At 72.1% G+C, this 17,390-nt stretch carries 15 protein-coding genes; 12 read left to right on the top strand and 3 right to left on the bottom strand.

The features are described 5' to 3' along the window. Positions 1 to 85 precede the first annotated feature (85 nt). The 6 genes from OHN19_RS09485 (at position 86) to cyc2 (ending at position 6,912) form a co-directional block, all read left to right on the top strand. On the top strand, positions 86 to 952 hold the full coding sequence (locus OHN19_RS09485) for a TIGR03619 family F420-dependent LLM class oxidoreductase (RefSeq protein WP_330263760.1): 867 nt from the start codon (positions 86 to 88) through the stop codon (positions 950 to 952). Positions 953 to 1,054: 102 nt separating this feature from the next. Then, complete coding sequence (locus OHN19_RS09480) at positions 1,055 to 2,026, top strand: ABC transporter substrate-binding protein (protein ID WP_330263759.1); 972 nt, start codon at positions 1,055 to 1,057, stop codon at positions 2,024 to 2,026. 57 nt (positions 2,027 to 2,083) lie between these two features. Then, on the top strand, positions 2,084 to 2,881 hold the full coding sequence (locus OHN19_RS09475) for an ABC transporter permease (protein WP_330263758.1): 798 nt from the start codon (positions 2,084 to 2,086) through the stop codon (positions 2,879 to 2,881). A gap of 152 nt (positions 2,882 to 3,033) precedes the next feature. Continuing rightward, positions 3,034 to 3,813, top strand: a complete 780-nt coding sequence (locus tag OHN19_RS09470; RefSeq protein WP_330263757.1) for an ABC transporter permease — start codon at positions 3,034 to 3,036, stop codon at positions 3,811 to 3,813. 47 nt (positions 3,814 to 3,860) lie between these two features. Continuing rightward, on the top strand, positions 3,861 to 4,625 hold the full coding sequence (locus OHN19_RS09465; protein WP_330269565.1) for an ABC transporter ATP-binding protein: 765 nt from the start codon (positions 3,861 to 3,863) through the stop codon (positions 4,623 to 4,625). A 127-nt stretch (positions 4,626 to 4,752) separates the two neighbouring features. Next, positions 4,753 to 6,912 (top strand): germacradienol/geosmin synthase Cyc2, encoded by a 2,160-nt coding sequence (gene cyc2 / locus OHN19_RS09460; RefSeq protein WP_330263756.1) that lies wholly within the window; start codon positions 4,753 to 4,755, stop codon positions 6,910 to 6,912. Positions 6,913 to 7,099: 187 nt separating this feature from the next. Here the strand turns inward: cyc2 and OHN19_RS09455 are convergent, their stop codons facing one another. After that, positions 7,100 to 8,308 (bottom strand): hypothetical protein, encoded by a 1,209-nt coding sequence (locus OHN19_RS09455; protein WP_330263755.1) that lies wholly within the window; start codon positions 8,306 to 8,308, stop codon positions 7,100 to 7,102. A 165-nt stretch (positions 8,309 to 8,473) separates the two neighbouring features. Between OHN19_RS09455 and phsA the strand changes: the two genes are divergently transcribed. Further along, entirely contained in the window at positions 8,474 to 10,342 is a 1,869-nt protein-coding gene (phsA, locus tag OHN19_RS09450) for an O-aminophenol oxidase PhsA (protein WP_330263754.1), read from the top strand. Positions 10,343 to 10,503: 161 nt separating this feature from the next. After that, complete coding sequence (locus tag OHN19_RS09445; protein WP_330263753.1) at positions 10,504 to 11,091, top strand: PDZ domain-containing protein; 588 nt, start codon at positions 10,504 to 10,506, stop codon at positions 11,089 to 11,091. Between the two features lie 40 nt (positions 11,092 to 11,131). On the opposite strand, the gene OHN19_RS09440 is transcribed toward OHN19_RS09445, so the two are convergent. Continuing rightward, positions 11,132 to 11,887 (bottom strand): metallophosphoesterase, encoded by a 756-nt coding sequence (locus OHN19_RS09440; protein ID WP_330263752.1) that lies wholly within the window; start codon positions 11,885 to 11,887, stop codon positions 11,132 to 11,134. Positions 11,888 to 12,132: 245 nt separating this feature from the next. On the opposite strand from OHN19_RS09440, the gene OHN19_RS09435 reads away from it, so the two are divergent. The 3 genes from OHN19_RS09435 to OHN19_RS09425 all read left to right on the top strand — a co-directional run bounded on the left by OHN19_RS09435 (position 12,133) and on the right by OHN19_RS09425 (position 14,876). After that, positions 12,133 to 13,257, top strand: coding sequence for an aminopeptidase P family protein (locus tag OHN19_RS09435; RefSeq protein ID WP_330263751.1), 1,125 nt, complete (start codon positions 12,133 to 12,135; stop codon positions 13,255 to 13,257). Positions 13,258 to 13,305: 48 nt separating this feature from the next. Further along, positions 13,306 to 14,253: a phosphotransferase gene (locus tag OHN19_RS09430; protein WP_330263750.1), complete on the top strand. Its 948-nt coding sequence runs from the start codon at positions 13,306 to 13,308 to the stop codon at positions 14,251 to 14,253. A gap of 95 nt (positions 14,254 to 14,348) precedes the next feature. Continuing rightward, entirely contained in the window at positions 14,349 to 14,876 is a 528-nt protein-coding gene (locus OHN19_RS09425) for a hypothetical protein (protein WP_330263749.1), read from the top strand. Positions 14,877 to 14,905: 29 nt separating this feature from the next. Here OHN19_RS09425 and treZ read toward each other — a convergent pair whose 3' ends face one another. Next, positions 14,906 to 16,651 (bottom strand): malto-oligosyltrehalose trehalohydrolase, encoded by a 1,746-nt coding sequence (gene treZ, locus OHN19_RS09420; RefSeq protein ID WP_330263748.1) that lies wholly within the window; start codon positions 16,649 to 16,651, stop codon positions 14,906 to 14,908. 172 nt (positions 16,652 to 16,823) lie between these two features. Here treZ and OHN19_RS09415 point away from each other — a divergent pair, with 172 nt between their 5' ends. After that, positions 16,824 to 17,375, top strand: a complete 552-nt coding sequence (locus OHN19_RS09415; RefSeq protein WP_330263747.1) for a DUF1707 and FHA domain-containing protein — start codon at positions 16,824 to 16,826, stop codon at positions 17,373 to 17,375. Positions 17,376 to 17,390 lie beyond the last annotated feature (15 nt).

The following is a 17,390-nucleotide window of genomic DNA, read 5'->3' as shown; positions in this document are numbered from 1 at the left end:
GCCGCGTACGGGATGAGGGGCGGCTGTCGCCTTGTTGGCTCTGGTGCACCATCCCCGTCACCTCACGCCAAGGGAGGCGCGTCGCATGCGTCTGGGAGTCGCTCCGCACCGACTGTGGCCCGCTCATGAGGACGAGCTCGACGGCGTCCTCGAAACCGCCCGTACCGCTGAGGAGTTGGGCTTCGACCACATCATCGCGAGCAGTCATCTGCTGGCCGGAGCGACGGGGGTGACGCCGGACCCGCTGGTCCTGCTGTCGGCGACGGCGGGGGCGACCAGCAGGATCGGCCTGGTCACCAGCGTCCTCATCCTGCCCCTGTACAACCCGGCCGTCGTGGCTCACCAGGCCGCCACGCTCGATCGCCTGTCGGGCGGTCGCCTCACCCTCGGTGTCGGCACCGGCTGGGACACCGCGGAGTTCGACGCGGCCGGAGTCCCGTTCGCCGGACGGGGCCGCCGGGCCGACGAACAGCTGGACATCGTAAGGAAGTTGTGGCGGGACGAGGCGGAGGTACGGCTCGGGGTGCGGCCGCGTACTCCCGGGGGGCCGCCCGTGTGGGTCGGCGGACACAGTGACGCCGCTCTGCGCCGGGCTGTGCGGTACGGCGACGCATGGCACGGTTTCGGCCTCGACGCGGCCGGACTCGCCGAGGTGCGGGGCCGGTTGGCGGGGCTCGGGGAGGAGGCGGGGCGGGATCCGGCCACGCCGCTGGAGCTGACGGCGGGTCAGGTGCTCGTACCGCCGGGCTTCGAGGCCGTCGTACAGCCGTCCGGCCGGCGGCCGTTGGGCGGAGCCGCGCCGACCGCCGAGCGGGTGCGCGAGGAGCTGGGGGAGCTCGCCGACGCCGGGCTCACCGCCTGTTCGCTGTGGCTGCCGGTCGCCACCGAGGCGCTGTCCGACGCGCTCGCATGGGTGGCGGAGGAGGTCCTTTCGCACTTCAGCATGGAGTGACGAATCGGCTGACCGTGAAATGACGATGCGGCTGACTGCGAAGTGACGAATCGGCTGACCTTGATGTAGTGATCATGTCAATCGATGGGTCATCATGCCCGAATGGCGTTACGACCTTGGCGTTCGGGAAGTGGGAAGGCGGCGGCCGCTGCGGCCGCGCTCGTGCTGGCCCTCACGGCGTGCGGCGGTGACGGGGACTCCGGGTCCTCCGGCGGCGGGCGTACGACGGTCAGGGTGGCCGCGCTGCCCCTGAGCGACTGCGCCATGCTGTACATCGCGCAGAACCGCGGGCTCTTCGAGAAGGAGGGGCTCGACGTCCGCATCCAGCAGATCCAGCAGAGCCTCCAGGCGCTCCCGGCCCTGTCCAAGGGGCAGATCGACATGGTCGCGAGCGCGAACTACGTCACCTACTTCCAGGCCCAGGACCAGGGCACTCTCGATATCCGGATCGTCGCCGAGGCGATCCGGGCGGCGCCGCGCATGATGGACGTCCTCGTGCCGAAGGACTCCGACATCAAGACGCTCGCCGACCTCGAGGGCAGGAAACTCGCCGTCAACGTCCTCAACAACGTCCAGTCGCTGACCTTCAACGAGATCCTGGCCGAGCACGGTGTCGGCTCGCCCGTCTACCGGCAGATCCCCTTCCCGCAGATGGGTGCGGCCCTGGACAAGGGACAGGTCGACGCCGTGCACGCGGTCGAACCCTTCGACAGCGCCATCCAGGACGAGTCGGGGGCGAGGGTGCTGGTGGACGGGGCCTCGGTGCCCGTCGGGGCGATCCCGCTCAGCGGATACATCACGACGTCGGCGTACGCCGGGAAGAACGCGGACGCGCTGGCCCGGTTCCAACGGGCCCTCAAGGCCGCCGTGCGGCTCGCCGACGCGGATCCGTCGCTCGTGCGGGCGGTGCTGCCGACGTACACCAAGGTCACCAAGGAGCAGGCGGAGAAGATCGACCTGCCGGTGTATCCGGCGACCATGGACGGGACGCAGATCGCGCGGGTCACCGAACTCATGCGGAAGCAGAAGATGTTGAAGAAGCCGCTCGATCCGGCGTCGCTGCTGGTGAAGTGAGAGGCCTGCCCGGTGCGGGGGTTGTGGGCGCGTCGGTGGCTGAGGGCGTGTCGGTGGGTGCGGGCCGGTCAGGAGTGGTGGCTCGGGCTGCTCGGGGTGCTGCTCGCCTTCGGCGTGTGCGAGGCGGTGAGCCGGGCGGGCCTGGTCCGTCGCAGTCACCTCCCGCCGGCCTCCGAAGTCGTCTCCCGCGCGGTGGAGTTGGCGGGTGACCCCGTCTTCCTCGACGGCATCGGGGCGACCCTGCGCGCCTGGGCGCTCGGACTCGCCCTCGCCTGCACCGTCGCCGTACCGCTCGGGCTGCTGCTGGGCAGTGTGCCGCTCGTCGACGCGGCCGCCCGGGCGATCGTCGAGCTGCTGCGGCCGCTGCCGTCCGTCGCGCTCATCCCGCTGGTGTCCCTGCTGCTGGGCTCCGGGACCGAGACCGAGGTCGCGCTGATCGCCTACGCCTCGGTGTGGCCGGTCCTCTTCAACACCGTCTACGGCCTGGGCGAGACCGATCCCCTCACCAAGGACACCCTGCGCGCCTTCGGCTTCGGCCGCCTCGCGGTCCTCCTGCGCGCCGAACTCCCCGCCACGGCCCCCTTCATCGCCGCCGGCATCCGCATCTCCGCCGCGGTCGCCCTCATCCTCGCCGTCGCCACGGAGATCCTCTCCGGCTTCGGCGAGGGCCTCGGCATCTTCATCGCCCAGGCCGGCCTGGCCACGGACGGCACGCGGGATGTCCTGGCGGGGGTGGTGTGGGCCGGTGTTCTGGGGCTGGCGATCAACGGAGCGCTGGTGTGGGCCGAACGACGACTGTTTCCGTGGACGCCGGAACACCGGGGGACGGGTGGGGTGGGGGCGAGCGGCGGATGAAGGAAGGCGGGGAGGAGGAATGGGGTGCGGCTCGGGACGGGGAGTTGGGGGAACCGTCCGGAAGCCGCCCGGGCAGCTCGTCGGCTCCCCAGCCACCCCCCAACCGCTCGGCCCGGCCGCTAGTCCCACATACAGCCACGCCCAGTTCCCGAGTGGCCGCCCACCCCGCCCTCCTCCGCCGGCTCGTTCTCCTCCTCGCCGTCGCGGCCTGGGAGTTGGCCGCAAGGGCCCACGGCAGTGTCTACTTCCCGCCCCCCGACCGCATCGCCCGTCACATGCACGACCTGTGGTTCGACGGACCCGCCCGGCACCTCTTCCTCAGCTCGGCCGCCGCGGCCGACATCCTGCCCAGCCTCGGACGGATGGCCGCCGGGTTCGCACTGGCCGCCCTCGCCGGGATCGCGCTCGGCGTCGCGGTCGGCCGCTCACGGCGGGCCTACGCGCTGTGCAACCCCGTCCTCCAGTTCGCCCGCGCCGTCCCACCCCCCGCCCTGGTCCCCGTCTTCGTCGTGGTCTTCGCCTTCGGCACGCCGATGCAGATCGCCTCGATCACCTTCAGCGCCGTCTGGCCGGTACTGATCAACACCGCCGCCGGCGTACGCAACACCGACCCCCTGCGGCTCGACGTCGCCGCCGTCCTGCGCCTCAACCCCGCCGAACGCCTCTGGTTCCTCGTCCTGCCCTCCGCCCTGCCCCGCATCTTCGCCGGACTGCGCCTGAGCCTTTCGCTCTCCCTCATCCTCATGGTGTTCTCGGAACTCCTGCCGGGCACCGCGAACGGCATCGGCTTCACGCTCACCGAGGCCCAGACCCGTTCCGACCTGCTCACCGTGTGGGCGGCGCTGGTCCTGCTGGGCGTCCTCGGCCATCTGCTCAACACCGGCCTGCTGGCCGTCGAGAAACGGCTGCTCGGCAGGGAAAGGCCCACATGAGCCACATGAGCCACGCCCCCCGCACCCATGGCCCCGGCACCGACCGCATGCTCCAGCTCACCGCGGTCAGCCAGCACTACGGCGACCACCGGGTCCTGCACGACATCACCCTCACCGTCCCCGCAGGCCAACTCCTGTGCGTCGTCGGCCCGTCCGGCTGCGGCAAGTCCACCCTGCTGCGGACCATCGCCGGTCTGCTGCCCGCCCGCGAAGGCACCGTCACGATCGACGGCGCCCCCGTCACCGGCGTCCCCGACAGTCTCGCCGTCGTCTTCCAGGACTACGGCCGCTCCCTCTTCCCCTGGCTCACCGTCCGCGACAACGTCGCGCTGGCGCTGCGCCGCCGTAGCCTCGGCCGGGCCGAACGACGCGCCGAGGCCGACCGCATCCTCGACCGCGTCGGCCTCTCCGACGCCGCCCGCCGCCACCCCTGGCAGCTCTCCGGCGGCATGCAGCAACGCGTCGCCATCGCCCGCGCCCTCGTCCGCCGCCCCACCCTCCTGCTGATGGACGAACCCTTCGGCTCCCTCGACGCCCAGACCCGCGAGGACCTGGAGGACCTCCTCCTGGAGGTCCACCGCACCGACGGCACGACCATCGTGTTCGTCACCCACGACATCGACGAGAGCGTCTACGTCGGCGACCGCGTCGTCGTCCTGTCACCGGGCCCCGGTTCGCGGATCGTCCTGGACCTGCCGGTCGGGCTCCCCGGGCGGCGGGACCAGATCGCCACCCGGGGACTGCCGGAGTTCGTCGCCCTGCGCGCGGAGGTGGGGCGGGCGGTACGCGGCAAGGGAGTTCAGGAGACGTGAACGACCGGGTCCTGGGCAACGTCACAAGTCCCTCCGCAATGCCCGGATTCACCCTCGATTCACGCGATGGTGTGATCATGTCCCGGCCCGCGGATGGCACTTGGGGGCCCTGGGTAGGGCCCGGCTCATGACGCAGCAGCCCTTCGAACTCCCGCACTTCTACATGCCGTACCCCGCGCGGCTGAACCCGCACGTCGACGAGGCACGCGCCCACTCGACCGCGTGGGCGCGCGAGATGGGCATGCTGGAGGGATCCGGGATCTGGGAGCAGTCCGACCTCGACGCGCACGACTACGGACTGCTCTGCGCCTACACGCACCCCGACTGCGACGGCCCCGCCCTCTCGCTGATCACCGACTGGTACGTGTGGGTGTTCTTCTTCGACGACCACTTCCTGGAGATCTTCAAGCGCACCCAGGACCGCGCCGGCGGCAAGGCCTACCTCGACCGGCTGCCGCTGTTCATGCCGATGGACCTGTCGACCCCCATGCCGGAGCCCGGGAACCCGGTCGAGGCGGGCCTCGCCGATCTGTGGACGCGGACCGTGCCGTCGATGTCCGCCGACTGGCGCCGCCGCTTCGCCGTCGCCACCGAGCACCTGCTCAACGAGTCGATGTGGGAGCTCTCCAACATCAACGAGGGCCGGATCGCCAACCCCGTCGAGTACATCGAGATGCGCCGCAAGGTGGGAGGCGCCCCGTGGTCGGCGGGTCTCGTGGAGTACGCGACGGCCGAGGTGCCGGCCGCCGTCGCCGGTTCGCGGCCGCTGCGGGTCCTGATGGAGACCTTCTCCGACGCCGTCCACCTGCGCAACGACCTCTTCTCCTACCAGCGCGAGGTCGAGGACGAGGGCGAGCTCAGCAACGGCGTGCTGGTCCTGGAGACCTTCTTCGGCTGCACCACCCAGGAGGCCGCCGACACCGTCAACGACGTCCTCACCTCCCGTCTCCACCAGTTCGAGCACACCGCGCTCACCGAGGTGCCCGCCGTCGCCCTGGAGAAAGGTCTCTCACCGGGCGAGGTGACAGCGGTCGCCAAGTACACCCAGGGCCTCCAGGACTGGCAGTCCGGCGGCCACGAATGGCACATGCGCTCCAGCCGCTACATGAACGCCCGTGCCGAGACCACCTCCCCCTGGCAGAACCTGACCGGCCCCGGCACCTCGGCCGCCGACGTCGGCGCCCTGCTCGCCGCGGCCGGCGCGGAGCGGCTGCGCGCCCACACCCATGTGCCGTTCCAGAAGGTCGGGCCGTCCCTGCTGCCCGACTTCTACATGCCGTTCCAGGTCGAGCACAGCCCCCATCTGCCCGGCGCCCGCCCCCGCCTCACCGAGTGGATGCACCGCATGGGCATGCTCCAGGAGGGCGTCTGGGACGAGGACCGGCTCGCCGCGGCCGACCTCCCGTTGTGCTCCGCGGGCATCGACCCCGACGCGAGCGCCGAGGCCCTCGACCTCAGCTCGCACTGGCTGGCCTGGGGCACCTACGGCGACGACTACTACCCCCTCGTCTACGGCGGCCGCCGCGACCTCGCCGCCGCCCGCCTCACCACACACCGTCTGTCGGACTGCATGCCCCTCGACGGCGAACAGACCCTCGTGCCCGTCAACGGCATGGAACGCGGCCTGATCGACCTGTGGACCCGCACCACGGCCGGGATGACCCCGGACCAGCGGCGCACCCTCAAGGACGCCGTGAACGTGATGACCGAGAGCTGGGTGTGGGAACTGGCCAACCAGATCCACCACCGCGTGCCCGACCCCGTCGACTACCTGGAGATGCGGCGCGCCACCTTCGGCTCCGACCTCACGATGAGCATGTGCCGGATGGGCCACGGCCCCGCGGTCCCGCCCGAGGTCTACCGCAGCGGACCCGTGCGCTCCCTGGAGAACGCCGCCGTCGACTACGCGTGCCTGCTCAACGACGTCTTCTCCTACCAGAAGGAGATCGAGTACGAGGGCGAGATCCACAACTCGATCCTCGTCGTGCAGAACTTCTTCGGCATCGACTACCCGACCGCGCTGCGCGTCGTCCACGACCTGATGACCCAGCGCATGCAGCAGTTCGAGCACGTCGCCGCACACGAACTGCCCGTCGTTTACGACGACTTCGGGCTCTCGGAGGAGGCACGCGAGGTGATGCGCGGCTATGTGACCGACCTCCAGCACTGGATGGCGGGCATCCTGCACTGGCACCGCACGGTCGACCGCTACAAAGCCACCTACCTGGCCACCCGCACCCACGGCTTCCTCCCGGACAGGACCCCGACCCTGCCGATGGCGGGCTGACGGGCCGCCGATCGCAGGGCGAGGCGCTCCGGCAACTGCGGGGTGCCTGGCTGCTCCGGGCCTGGTCCCGTAGTCCGCACGCCCCCGTGCCGGGGCCGGCGACAGCTCGCCGAAGTGCTCGGCGCCTGCCGAAGGGCCCTGTGGCCCGGGGGCCCAAGCGCTGCCCCTGGGCCCCCGGGCCCCGGGCTCAGCGTCGCGCCGGTTTGTCCTGGAGGGCCAAGTGCAGGCGCCGTGCTCTGGCTGACTGGACCGGCTCGCCCAGCGTTTCGAACTCCTCGGCGAGTGTGTTCAGTTCGTCGGTGTCCAACTGGGTGGGGTCGTCGGCGGCGCGCAGCAGGCTCTGGTCGAGTTCGATCGCGTCGAGCCGGCGTATCAGCGCGACCAGGGCCTGCCCGGTCAGGCCCTGGTCCAGGGCGAGGTCGGTCCAGGTGTACAGCGGTTCGTCGGCGGGGTCCGTGCCGAAGAACACGCGGTCGGTGTCCTGCGCCCACTGTCTCAGCTCGGCCGGGTCCGCGCCCGGCCCGGGGATCTCGCTCAGGCCGCACGCCGTGTCGAAGTCGGTCTCCCGCACCTCGTGCAGCAGCGGCAGATCCTCCACGCGTCCGTGCAGCCCCACGAGCACCGCGGCCAGGCGCAGTTCGTCCGTCAGCGAGGACCGCGTCTCGTACCGCAGCAACCGCCGCAGCAGCTCCAGGTCCCCCGCCACCCGGTCGAACTGCGCGGCCCGCAGCGCGAGCCGACGCCGTACAGCGTCCTCCGCCACCGCCTCCCACACCTCGCGCTCGTCCGCCCGCAGCGCCGCCAGATCGGCGCGGCCCGAGGCCAGGACCGACTCCCACAGCGGCGGCGGGGGCGGGCCGATCAGGTCGTAGGCGCGGCCCTCCTCCGCGTTGAGGAGCACGAAGTCGGGTTCCGTGCGGGACAGCGCGGCGTGCAGCATCCGCACCAGCTCGACCGGCGAACGCTCCGGGAACCCCAGGGCGGACCGGAGTTCGAGCCGCTCCTCGTCCAGTGAGATCTCGCACTCCTCGCGGATCTCCCGCTCCACCTCGGCCACGTGCGCGAGGATCCGCTCCTCGCCGTCCTCCGGGGACAGCTGGAGGCAGTCGTGCCACCCGGGCAGGCCGATCAGTATCTCCAGTGCCTCGTCGACGCTGGAGCCGATGATCCCGGCCCCGCCCTCCGAGTCGGCGTACAGCACGGAGCCGTCCCCGCACCGGAAGTACGTGCCCCCGGTGTCGTCGCCCGCTATGGCCTTCAGCGGGCCGCCGGAGGCGAGTCGGACCGGCTCGCCATGGCCGTACTCGGCGCGGTCGAGGGAGAAGTCGAAGGGGAAGCCGGCCAGTTCGGCCAGCCGGGAGTCCTGCCGGAGCAGCCTCAGGGCGTGATCGGTCATGTCACAGAACGTAACAGCGCCCACTGACAACGGGACCTCATCGTTCCGCATGCGGTTTCCTAACCTTCTCGTCCGGAATGGGACATTCAGGGAACTTCGGTGGGGTGTCGGGAGTCTGTCGAGGTAAGGGCAACAACCGACTGAACACACGGGGGTGTTCGGACCTTGACCGAAATCATCGACAGGATCACGGAGAGCGACCAGAGGCGGCCCGAGAGCGAGTCAGGGGCACCGGGCGAACTGACGCCGTACGTCGCACCACTGCCCGTCCCGCCCGTCCTGCGCCCCGCCTCGGGCGACGTGCCGCACGAGACGGAGATCGCCCTGCGTCCCACCTGGGTGCGCCTGCACCCGCAGCTGCCGCCCACCCTGATGTGGGGCTACGACGGCCAGGTGCCGGGCCCCACCATCGAGGTGCGGCGCGGCCGGCGCGTCCGCATCGCCTGGACCAACCGCATCCCGAAGGGCAGCGAGTACCCGGTCACCTCCGTCGAGGTGCTGCCGCCTGCCTCGCCCACCCTGCCCGGCCGCGAGGGCGCCGAGCCGAACAAGGACGTCGCCGCCCTGCCCGCCTGGTCGGTGACCCACCTGCACGGCGCGCAGACCGGCGGCGGCAACGACGGCTGGGCGGACAACGCGGTCGGCTTCGGTGACGCCCAGCTCTCCGAGTACCCGAACGACCACCAGGCGGTGCAGTGGTGGTACCACGACCACGCCATGAACATCACCCGGTGGAACGTGATGGCGGGCCTGTACGGCACCTACCTCGTCCGCGACGACGAGGAGGACGCCCTCCGACTGCCGTGCGGCGACCGGGAGATCCCGCTGCTCCTCGCCGACCGCAACCTCGACACCGACGAGGACGGCCGGCTCAACGGACGGCTGCTGCACAAGACGCTCATCGTCCAGGCGAAGAACCCGGAGACCGGCAAGCCGGTCACCATCCCGTTCGCGGGCCCGTACACCACGGTCAACGGCCGCATCTGGCCGTACGCCGAAGTGGACAGCGGCTGGTACCGCTTCCGGCTGGTCAACGCCTCCAACGCGCGCATCTACGACCTGGTCCTGCTCGACGAGGACGACACCCCCGTGCCGGGGATCGTCCACCAGATCGGCAGCGACGGCGGGCTGCTGCCGCGCCCCGTACCGATCGACTTCGACGGCACGCTGCCCACGCTGACCGCGGCCCCGGCCGAGCGATTCGACCTGCTCGTCGACTTCCGCGCCTTCGCCGGACGTACGCTCCGGCTGGTCAACAAGGGCCCCAACCAGCCCGCGGGCACGCCCGACCCGGCGGGCGGCGTGCGCTATCCGGCGGTCATGGAGTTCCGGGTCCGGGAGGGCTGTGACACCGACACCTTCGAACTGCCCGAGGTGCTCTCCGGCTCCTTCCGCCGCTACTCGCACGACATCCCGCACGGCCACCGCCTGATCGTGCTCACCCCGCCCGGCACCAAGGGCTCCGGCGGGCACCCGGAGATCTGGGAGATGGCCGAGGTCGCGGACGCCGGCGGCATCCAGTTCCCCGCCGACGGGATCATCCAGGTCACCGGCGCCGACGGCACCACCAGGACCTACCGGCGCACCGCGCGGACGTTCAACGACGGTCTCGGCTTCACCATCGCAGAGGGCAGTCACGAACAGTGGAGCTTCCTCAACCTCGCGCCGATCCCGCACCCGATGCACATCCACCTGGCCGACTTCCAGGCGCTGGGCCGGGACCCGTACGTCGTGACGGGCTTCGACGCGACGGTGGGCGGCACCCGCACGCCGATCACCTACGACCCGTCCCGGACGATCCCGCTGGCGCCCAACGAACTGGGCTACAAGGACGTCTACCGGGTCCCGGGCAGCCAGATGCTGCGGATCATGGGGAAGTTCGACGGGGCGTACGGCCGCTTCATGTACCACTGCCACTTCCTGGAGCACGAGGACATGGGCATGATGCGGCCCTTCGTCGTCATGCCCCCGGAGGCCCTGAAGTTCGACCACGGCGGGGCCCACGGCGGCCACGGCGAGGGCCACACGGGCTGACGCCGGTCGCCGTGCCGGTCGTGGGGCGGCGGACTGGTCGACCTGCTGGTTCCGGTCGCTTCCCGCTCCTGACCGCGCGTCAGTCTCACTCGTTCGTGGCTCGTCGCGCGCCGGTGCGCCGGGTAGTCACCACCCGGTGGTGATCCAGCCGGAGGCGATCCATGGAACAGACTGCGTTGCGCCCCAAGCCGATGCCCGGTCAGGAGACCGGTGGCAGGAAGCCCGGGCCCGCCCGGCGCCCGCACGCCGCGCGCCGGCGCGGCCGCCGGCTCACGACCCTGCTGTCCGGCCTGTTCGTCGCGGCCGTCCTGGTGCTGTCGGGGGTCGGCCTCGGGACGGTGGGCGCCACCGTGATCGGGATGAGCAGACTGGCCGAACTGCAACGGCAGGTCGGGTTGCACCCGGGCGGCCCGTCCGCCTCGGTGCACCCGAGCCCCTCCCCGTCGTCCGCGACACCGACGCCGGCCCCGTCGACCGCGCCCGCCGTCGCGACGCTCGGCCTGGAGGTCGTGGACGCCGAGAGGTCGGGCGCGCTGGTGGTGGGCGTCCACGTCCCGGGCCCGGGCTTCACGGCGGGGCTGGTCCGCGGTGACGTACTGCTCGGGTTCGGCCGCACCCGGATCGACACGGCCGACGACCTCGCGCGAGCCGTCGCCGACGCCCGCTCCGGCCGCGAGATCGTCCTGACGGTCCGCCACCGCGGCGGGGGCTACCAGCAGTTGACGGCCGTGCCGGGCGTGGTGACATGAGCCCTCGCGGCACGGCGGGCGCCGATGCGGAACGGTGCCGTCACACGACCACCCTGAAGTGCGTCGTCAACCGCGCCTCGTCATCCAGGACATGGAACGCCAGCCCCACCGGCGCCTCCCGGTCCGCCACCTGCTCGCCCTCCCAGGGCAGCCGCAGCGTCCAGGTCACCCCGGGGCCGATCACCAGCGGCCGCCCGGCGAACACGGTCGCCGCGGGCGTGTGCGCATGGCCGGTGATCAGCCCGGCGATCTCGGGCCGCCGCTCCAGCAGCGCGGCCAGCCGCCCGGACCCGTGCAGCTGGTAGGAGTCGGGCAGCGGGTGGTGCAGCGCCACCGGCGGGTGGTGGAAGGCCAACAGTGCTGGAACCCTCCCGTCCAGTTCGTCGAGGGTCGCCTCGATCCAGTCGTACGTCTCCTCGTCCAGCGCCCCCTCGTCGCTCCCCGGGATGCTGGAGTCGCACATCAGGACCGCGCCGCCGTCGAAGACCCGCACGCTGTTCACCGACCCGTCGGCCGCCGGCTGCCGCAGCAGGGCCTTGCGGTACGGGCCGCGGCTGTCGTGGTTGCCCGGGCAGGTGAGCACCGGGAACGGCGTGTCGGCCTCGTGCAGTCCCAGCAGCCGCGCGGCCTCCTCGTACTCCGCCTCGGCGCCGTGGTCCGCGATGTCACCGGTCACCAGCAGGGCGTCCACCCGCCCCGGCAACCCCCACAACCGGTCACGCACCCGCTCGGCGCGCTCCGTCGCCCGAGCGGTTCCGTCGAGATGCAGATCGCTGATGTGTGCGAGTACGAGCACGACCGTACCCCCTCCTCTAATGGCTTGGATTGATCCAAGCATTAGGAATAATGGTTGGGCAAGCCTCTTCCGTTAGTCGAGGCGAGTCGGAACGGAACGTCGGTGCCGACGACGAGGGCCGGGAGAGCTGACGCGCGGGAGGCGCTTTACGCGCGGCGCCGGAAAGACGTGTCGACCGGCTCGCGCCGCCCACGCCGTACGGGCAGGATGCTGCCCAAGACCCACACCCGCCCAGGGAGGCCCGGATGACCGGCACCGCAGCGCCCTTCGCCGCCGACGACTACAGGGCGCGCATGGAGCGCGCGGCCCGGTCGGCCGCCGAGGCAGGGCTCGCGGGCCTGCTGGTGGCCCCGGGGCCGGACCTGGTCTGGCTCACCGGCTACGCGCCCACCGCCGCCACCGAACGCCTCACCCTGCTGGTCCTCGCCCCCGGCCAGGAACCCGTCCTCGTCGTCCCCACCCTGGAGGCCCCGGACGCCGCCAAGGCCGCCGGCGCGAGCGCCCTGACCCTGCGGGACTGGACCGACGGCAAGGACCCGTACGCCGCCACCGCCGCCCTCCTCGACACCGGCGGCCGGTTCGGGATCAGCGACAACGCCTGGGCCATGCACCTGCTGGGCCTCCAGAAGGCACTGCCCGGCACGTCGTACGCCTCGCTCACCGAGGCCCTGCCGATGCTCCGGGCCGTCAAGGACCGGGCGGAACTGGAGCTGCTGGCAGCGGCGGGCGCGGCCGCCGACGCGGCGTTCGAGGAGATCCGGAAGGTTCCCTTCGGCGGCCGCCGGGAGTCCGAGGTCGCCGCCGACCTCGCCGGCCTGCTGCGCCGCTTCGGCCACTCCCAGGTCGACTTCACCATCGTCGCCTCAGGACCGAACGGCGCCAACCCGCACCACGAGGTCGGCGACCGGGTCATCGAACGCGGCGACATGGTCGTCCTCGACTTCGGCGGCCTCAAGGACGGCTACGGCTCCGACACCTCCCGCACGGTCCACGTCGGCGAACCCACCGACGAGGAACGCCGGGTGCACGACCTCGTCCGCGCGGCCCAGGAGGCGGGCTACGGCGCGGTACGGCCCGGAGCGGCCTGCCAGGAGGTCGACCGGGCAGCCCGCGCGGTCATCGCGGACGCCGGGTACGGCGCGTACTTCATCCACCGCACCGGGCACGGCATCGGCGTCACCACGCACGAACCGCCGTACATGATCGAGGGCGAGGAACAGCCCCTCGTGCCGGGCATGTGCTTCTCCGTGGAGCCCGGTGTCTATCTGCCGGGCCGTTTCGGGGTACGCATCGAGGACATCGTCACGGTCACCGAGGACGGCGGCCGCAGGCTCAACGACACGACCCGCGAGATGGTCATAGTGGACTGACCGAACCCCCAGGAGCCCTTCCACCCCTCGACTGACTACGGCGCGACCATGACCCAGGCACCGACACCCACCGCGGACACGGTCCGCCGGCTGGTCCGTTCCCTGCTCAAGGACGGCACGGCGGACACCGGCGGGCCCGAGGTCCGGCCCGTCGCCGAGGGCGGCGAGCACGCCACCTGGTGGGTCGGCACCCGCCATGTGCTGCGCCTCTCCGCCGACCGCGCGGCCGCGACCCGCCGACGCCGCGAACTGCGCCTGCGCGACCTGGTCCGCCCGCACGTCCCGGTCGCGGTGCCGACCAGCGTCGCGCAGGGCGAGTGGGCGCCAGGGCTGGCGTACACGCTGGACACCAAGGTGCCCGGCGGCTCGGCGGAGGAGCACGACGTCTCCGCCGTCGGCGAGGCCGACCTGGCCGGGCTGCTCACCGGACTGCGCGAGGTGCCCGTACGGCAGGCGGAGGCGCTCGGCGTCCCGCGCCTCGCCCCGCGCTCCCTCGAGGCGCTGCGCCGGGAGGCCGGCCGGGCCGCCGAACTCCTGCGCGCGGCAGACGAGTTCGACCCGGCCCGGCTCCAGCAGCTCACCTCGGCCGCCGCGGTCCAGCTCGCCGCGCAGCCCGGCAGCGCGGTCCTCGTGCACCACGCCCTGACCGGCGAACACCTCGTGGTCAGCGCCGACGGCCGGGTGCGGGGCGTCCTCGACTGGACCGACACGATCGTCGGCGACCCCGCCGAGGACATCGCGGGCCTCGCCGTCGCCGTCGGTGCCCCCGCCGCCGTCCGCGCCGCCACCCTCGCCGGGTACGGCGCCCGCCCCTGCCTGCGCGGCCTCTGGCTCGCCCGCTGCGACACCGTGATCCACCTCGCCGCGGCCCTCGAACGCCGGCAGGGCGCGCCGCTCGGCCTCCTGAGGACCCGCCTCGGCCGCGCCTGGGAGGCGATCCTGCTGGAACGGGTCACGGAACTGCGGGACGAGGAGACGGACGACGCGGAACTGTAGACGGGTGGGTGGAGCCGTCTCCACCTGCACTTTTCCACCCGCCGTCCACCCCTGGGCCGAGGCGCGTGACCGGGTCCGAGCCGGATAGTCGAAGCATGACGATCTCCGACTGGCTCATCGACGTGGCGCTTCTCCTCGTGGTCTTCCGGCAGCTGCGCGAGGAGCGGCTGACCCTTCGCACGGTGCTGCTGCCCCTCGCCCTGATCACCTGGGCGGGCACCACCTACCTGCACCACATCCCCACGGCGGGCAACGACCCCCTGCTGATCGGGCTGTTCGCCGGAATCGGGATCGCCTTCGGACTGGCCGGGGGCCTGATCACCCGCGTGCGATTCGCCGACGGGCACATACGGGTCAAGGCGACCCTGGGCGCGGCGGCGCTGTGGGTGGTCAGCATGGGCTTCCGGCTCGGCTTCGCGGTCTGGACCTCCCACACCTCCGGCGGGGCGCACATCGCCCACTTCTCCGCCGAGCACGACATCACCAGTGCGCAGGCGTGGGTGGCCGCCCTGGTCCTCATGGCCTTCGGGGAGGTCGTCGTCCGACTCGGCGTGATCGTCGTCCGAGGCCTGCGCATACGGGCCCACCACCAGGGAGCGCCCGCCCTGTCCGCCCTCGCCTGAGCAGGGGAGGCGAGGGAGGAGCCGTCAGGTCATGCCTGGAGCAGCACCACGCACGACTCGCCGGGCACATGCAGCACCCCGTCCGCGCCCGGTGCCTCCACCGGCTCCCAGGCCGCCAGGACACGGGCCTCGCGGGGACCCAGGGGGATGGCCGCCGGGGACTTCGCGAGGTTCACGGCCACCCGGACGTCCCCGCGGCGGAAGGCGAGCCAGCGCTGGTCCTCGTCGTAGGCGACCTTGGTGTCGGCGAGGTCCGGGTCGGTGATGTCCGGCTGTTCGTGCCGCAGCGCGAGGAGCCGGCGGTACCAGGCCAGCACGCGCGCGTGGGGTTCGCGCCCGAGCTCGGACCAGTCGAGGCAGGAGCGGTCCCGGGTCGCCGGGTCCTGCGGGTCGGGCACGTCCTCCTCGGCCCAGCCGTGCTCCGCGAACTCCCGCCGCCTGCCCCGCCGTACGGCCTCGGCGAGCTCGGGATCGGTGTGGTCGGTGAAGAACTGCCAGGGCGTGCCCGCCGCCCACTCCTCACCCATGAACAGCATGGGCGTGAAGGGCGCGGTCAGCACCAGCGCCGCCGCGCAGGCCGCCAGACCGGGGGAAAGGGAGGCCGCCAGCCGGTCGCCCTGGGCGCGGTTGCCGACCTGGTCGTGGGTCTGGGAGTAGCCGAGCAGCCGGTGCGCCGCCACGCGGGTGCGGTCCAGCGGACGCCCGTGGCCGCGGCCGCGGAAGCTGGACCAGGTGCCGTCGTGGAAGTAACCGCCGGTGAGCGTCTTGGCGAGCGCGGCCAGGGGAGCGCGGGCGAAGTCGGCGTAGTAACCCTGGGACTCGCCGGTCAGCGCGGTGTGCAGGGCGTGGTGGAAGTCGTCGTTCCACTGCGCGTGCAGCCCGAGACCGCCCTGCGCGCGGGGCGTGATGAGCCGCGGGTCGTTCAGGTCCGACTCGGCGATCAGGAACAGCGGCCGCCCCAGGTCGGCGGCGAGGGCGTCGACAGCCGTCGACAGCTCCTCGAGGAAGTGGCACGCGCGGGTGTCCGCCAGCGCGTGCACGGCGTCCAGGCGCAGCCCGTCGATCCGGTAGTCCCGCAGCCAGGACAGCGCGCTGCCCAGCAGATACGCGCGCACCTCGTCCGAGCCGGGCGCGTCCAGGTTGACCGCGGAACCCCAGGGAGTGTGATGCGTGTCCGTGAAGTACGGCCCGAAGGCGGGCAGGTAGTTGCCCGACGGGCCGAGGTGGTTGTGCACCACGTCCAGGACGACCCCGAGGCCCAGTTCATGGGCGCGGTCCACGAAACGCTTCAGGGCCTCGGGGCCGCCGTAGGGCTCGTGCACGGCCCACAGGGAGACGCCCTCGTAGCCCCAGCCGTGGCGCCCGGGGAAGGGGCACAGCGGCATCAACTCGACATGGGTCACGCCGAGTTCGACGAGGTGTTCAAGGCGGGCGGCGGCCGCGTCCAGCGTGCCCTCGGGCGTGTAGGTGCCCACGTGCAGCTCGTACAGGACCGCGCCCGGCAGGGGGCGGCCCGCCCAGTGGGTACGCCAGGCGTAGCGCTCGTGCTCGACGACCGCGCTGGGCCCGTCCGGGCCGTCCGGCTGGCGCCGGGAGCGCGGATCGGGCAGCACCGGGCCGTCGTCCAGCGCGTATCCGTAGCGGGTGCCGTCCCCGGCCTCCGCCTGCGTCCACCACCATCCCGCGCGGTCCGGATCGCGCTCCAACGCGCGCGTGGCGCCCTCGCAATGGAGCGTCACACGGCCGGCCTGCGGTGCCCACACCTCGAACTGCACGGACGGTCCCCTTCGTCGGCTCACCGGGATGTAGCCCGTCCATGGTGCTTCAAACACGATCAATCCGCCTCGGAATCAGCCCCTTTGTGGCAGGTGTCGTCAGGTACGCGCGCGTGGCGGCCGTTGTCTCGTTTTCTGGACACCCGGGGTTCACTGCCCGACAATCACCAACGTGACGTCGTCCTTCGAGTTCAACACGTACCCCGCGCGGCTCTCCGACGTGGAGCGCGACAAGGCGCTGAAGGTGCTCCGTGACGGCGTCGCCATGGGCCGCCTGTCGCACGACACGTTCGTGCGCCGCATGGAACTGGCCCTCATCGCCCGCCGGTCCGACGAACTCGCCGCGCTCACCGCCGATCTGCCCCAGGAGAACCGCGTCTCCCGGCTGGTGTTCGGCACCGTCGAGGCGGTCTCCGGCTTCACCGTACGGCTGCGCAGGGCGTGGCAGGCCGAGCGGCTGCCCAAGCTGTTGCTGCCGCACCCCGGCAGCGGTCACGCGCTGCGCATCGGACGGGATCCGGCGAACGGCCTCAGGCTGACCCACGAGACGGTCTCCCGTGTGCACGCCGAACTGACCCGGCAGGGCGGCATGTGGGTGCTGCGCGATCTCGGCTCCACCAACGGCACCACCGTGAACGGCCGTCGGGTCATCGGTGCCGCCGTCGTCCGTGAGGGCGACCAGGTCGGGTTCGGGCGGATGGCCTTCCGGCTCGCGGTCAACTGAGCCCAACCTCACCTC

Origin of the sequence: Streptomyces griseorubiginosus, assembly GCF_036345115.1 — a bacterium.
In the GTDB taxonomy this organism is placed as follows: Bacteria; Actinomycetota; Actinomycetes; order Streptomycetales; family Streptomycetaceae; genus Streptomyces; species Streptomyces griseorubiginosus_C.
The sequence above is the reverse complement of the archived record's forward strand: the minus strand, read 5'-3'. Positions and strand labels throughout refer to the sequence as shown.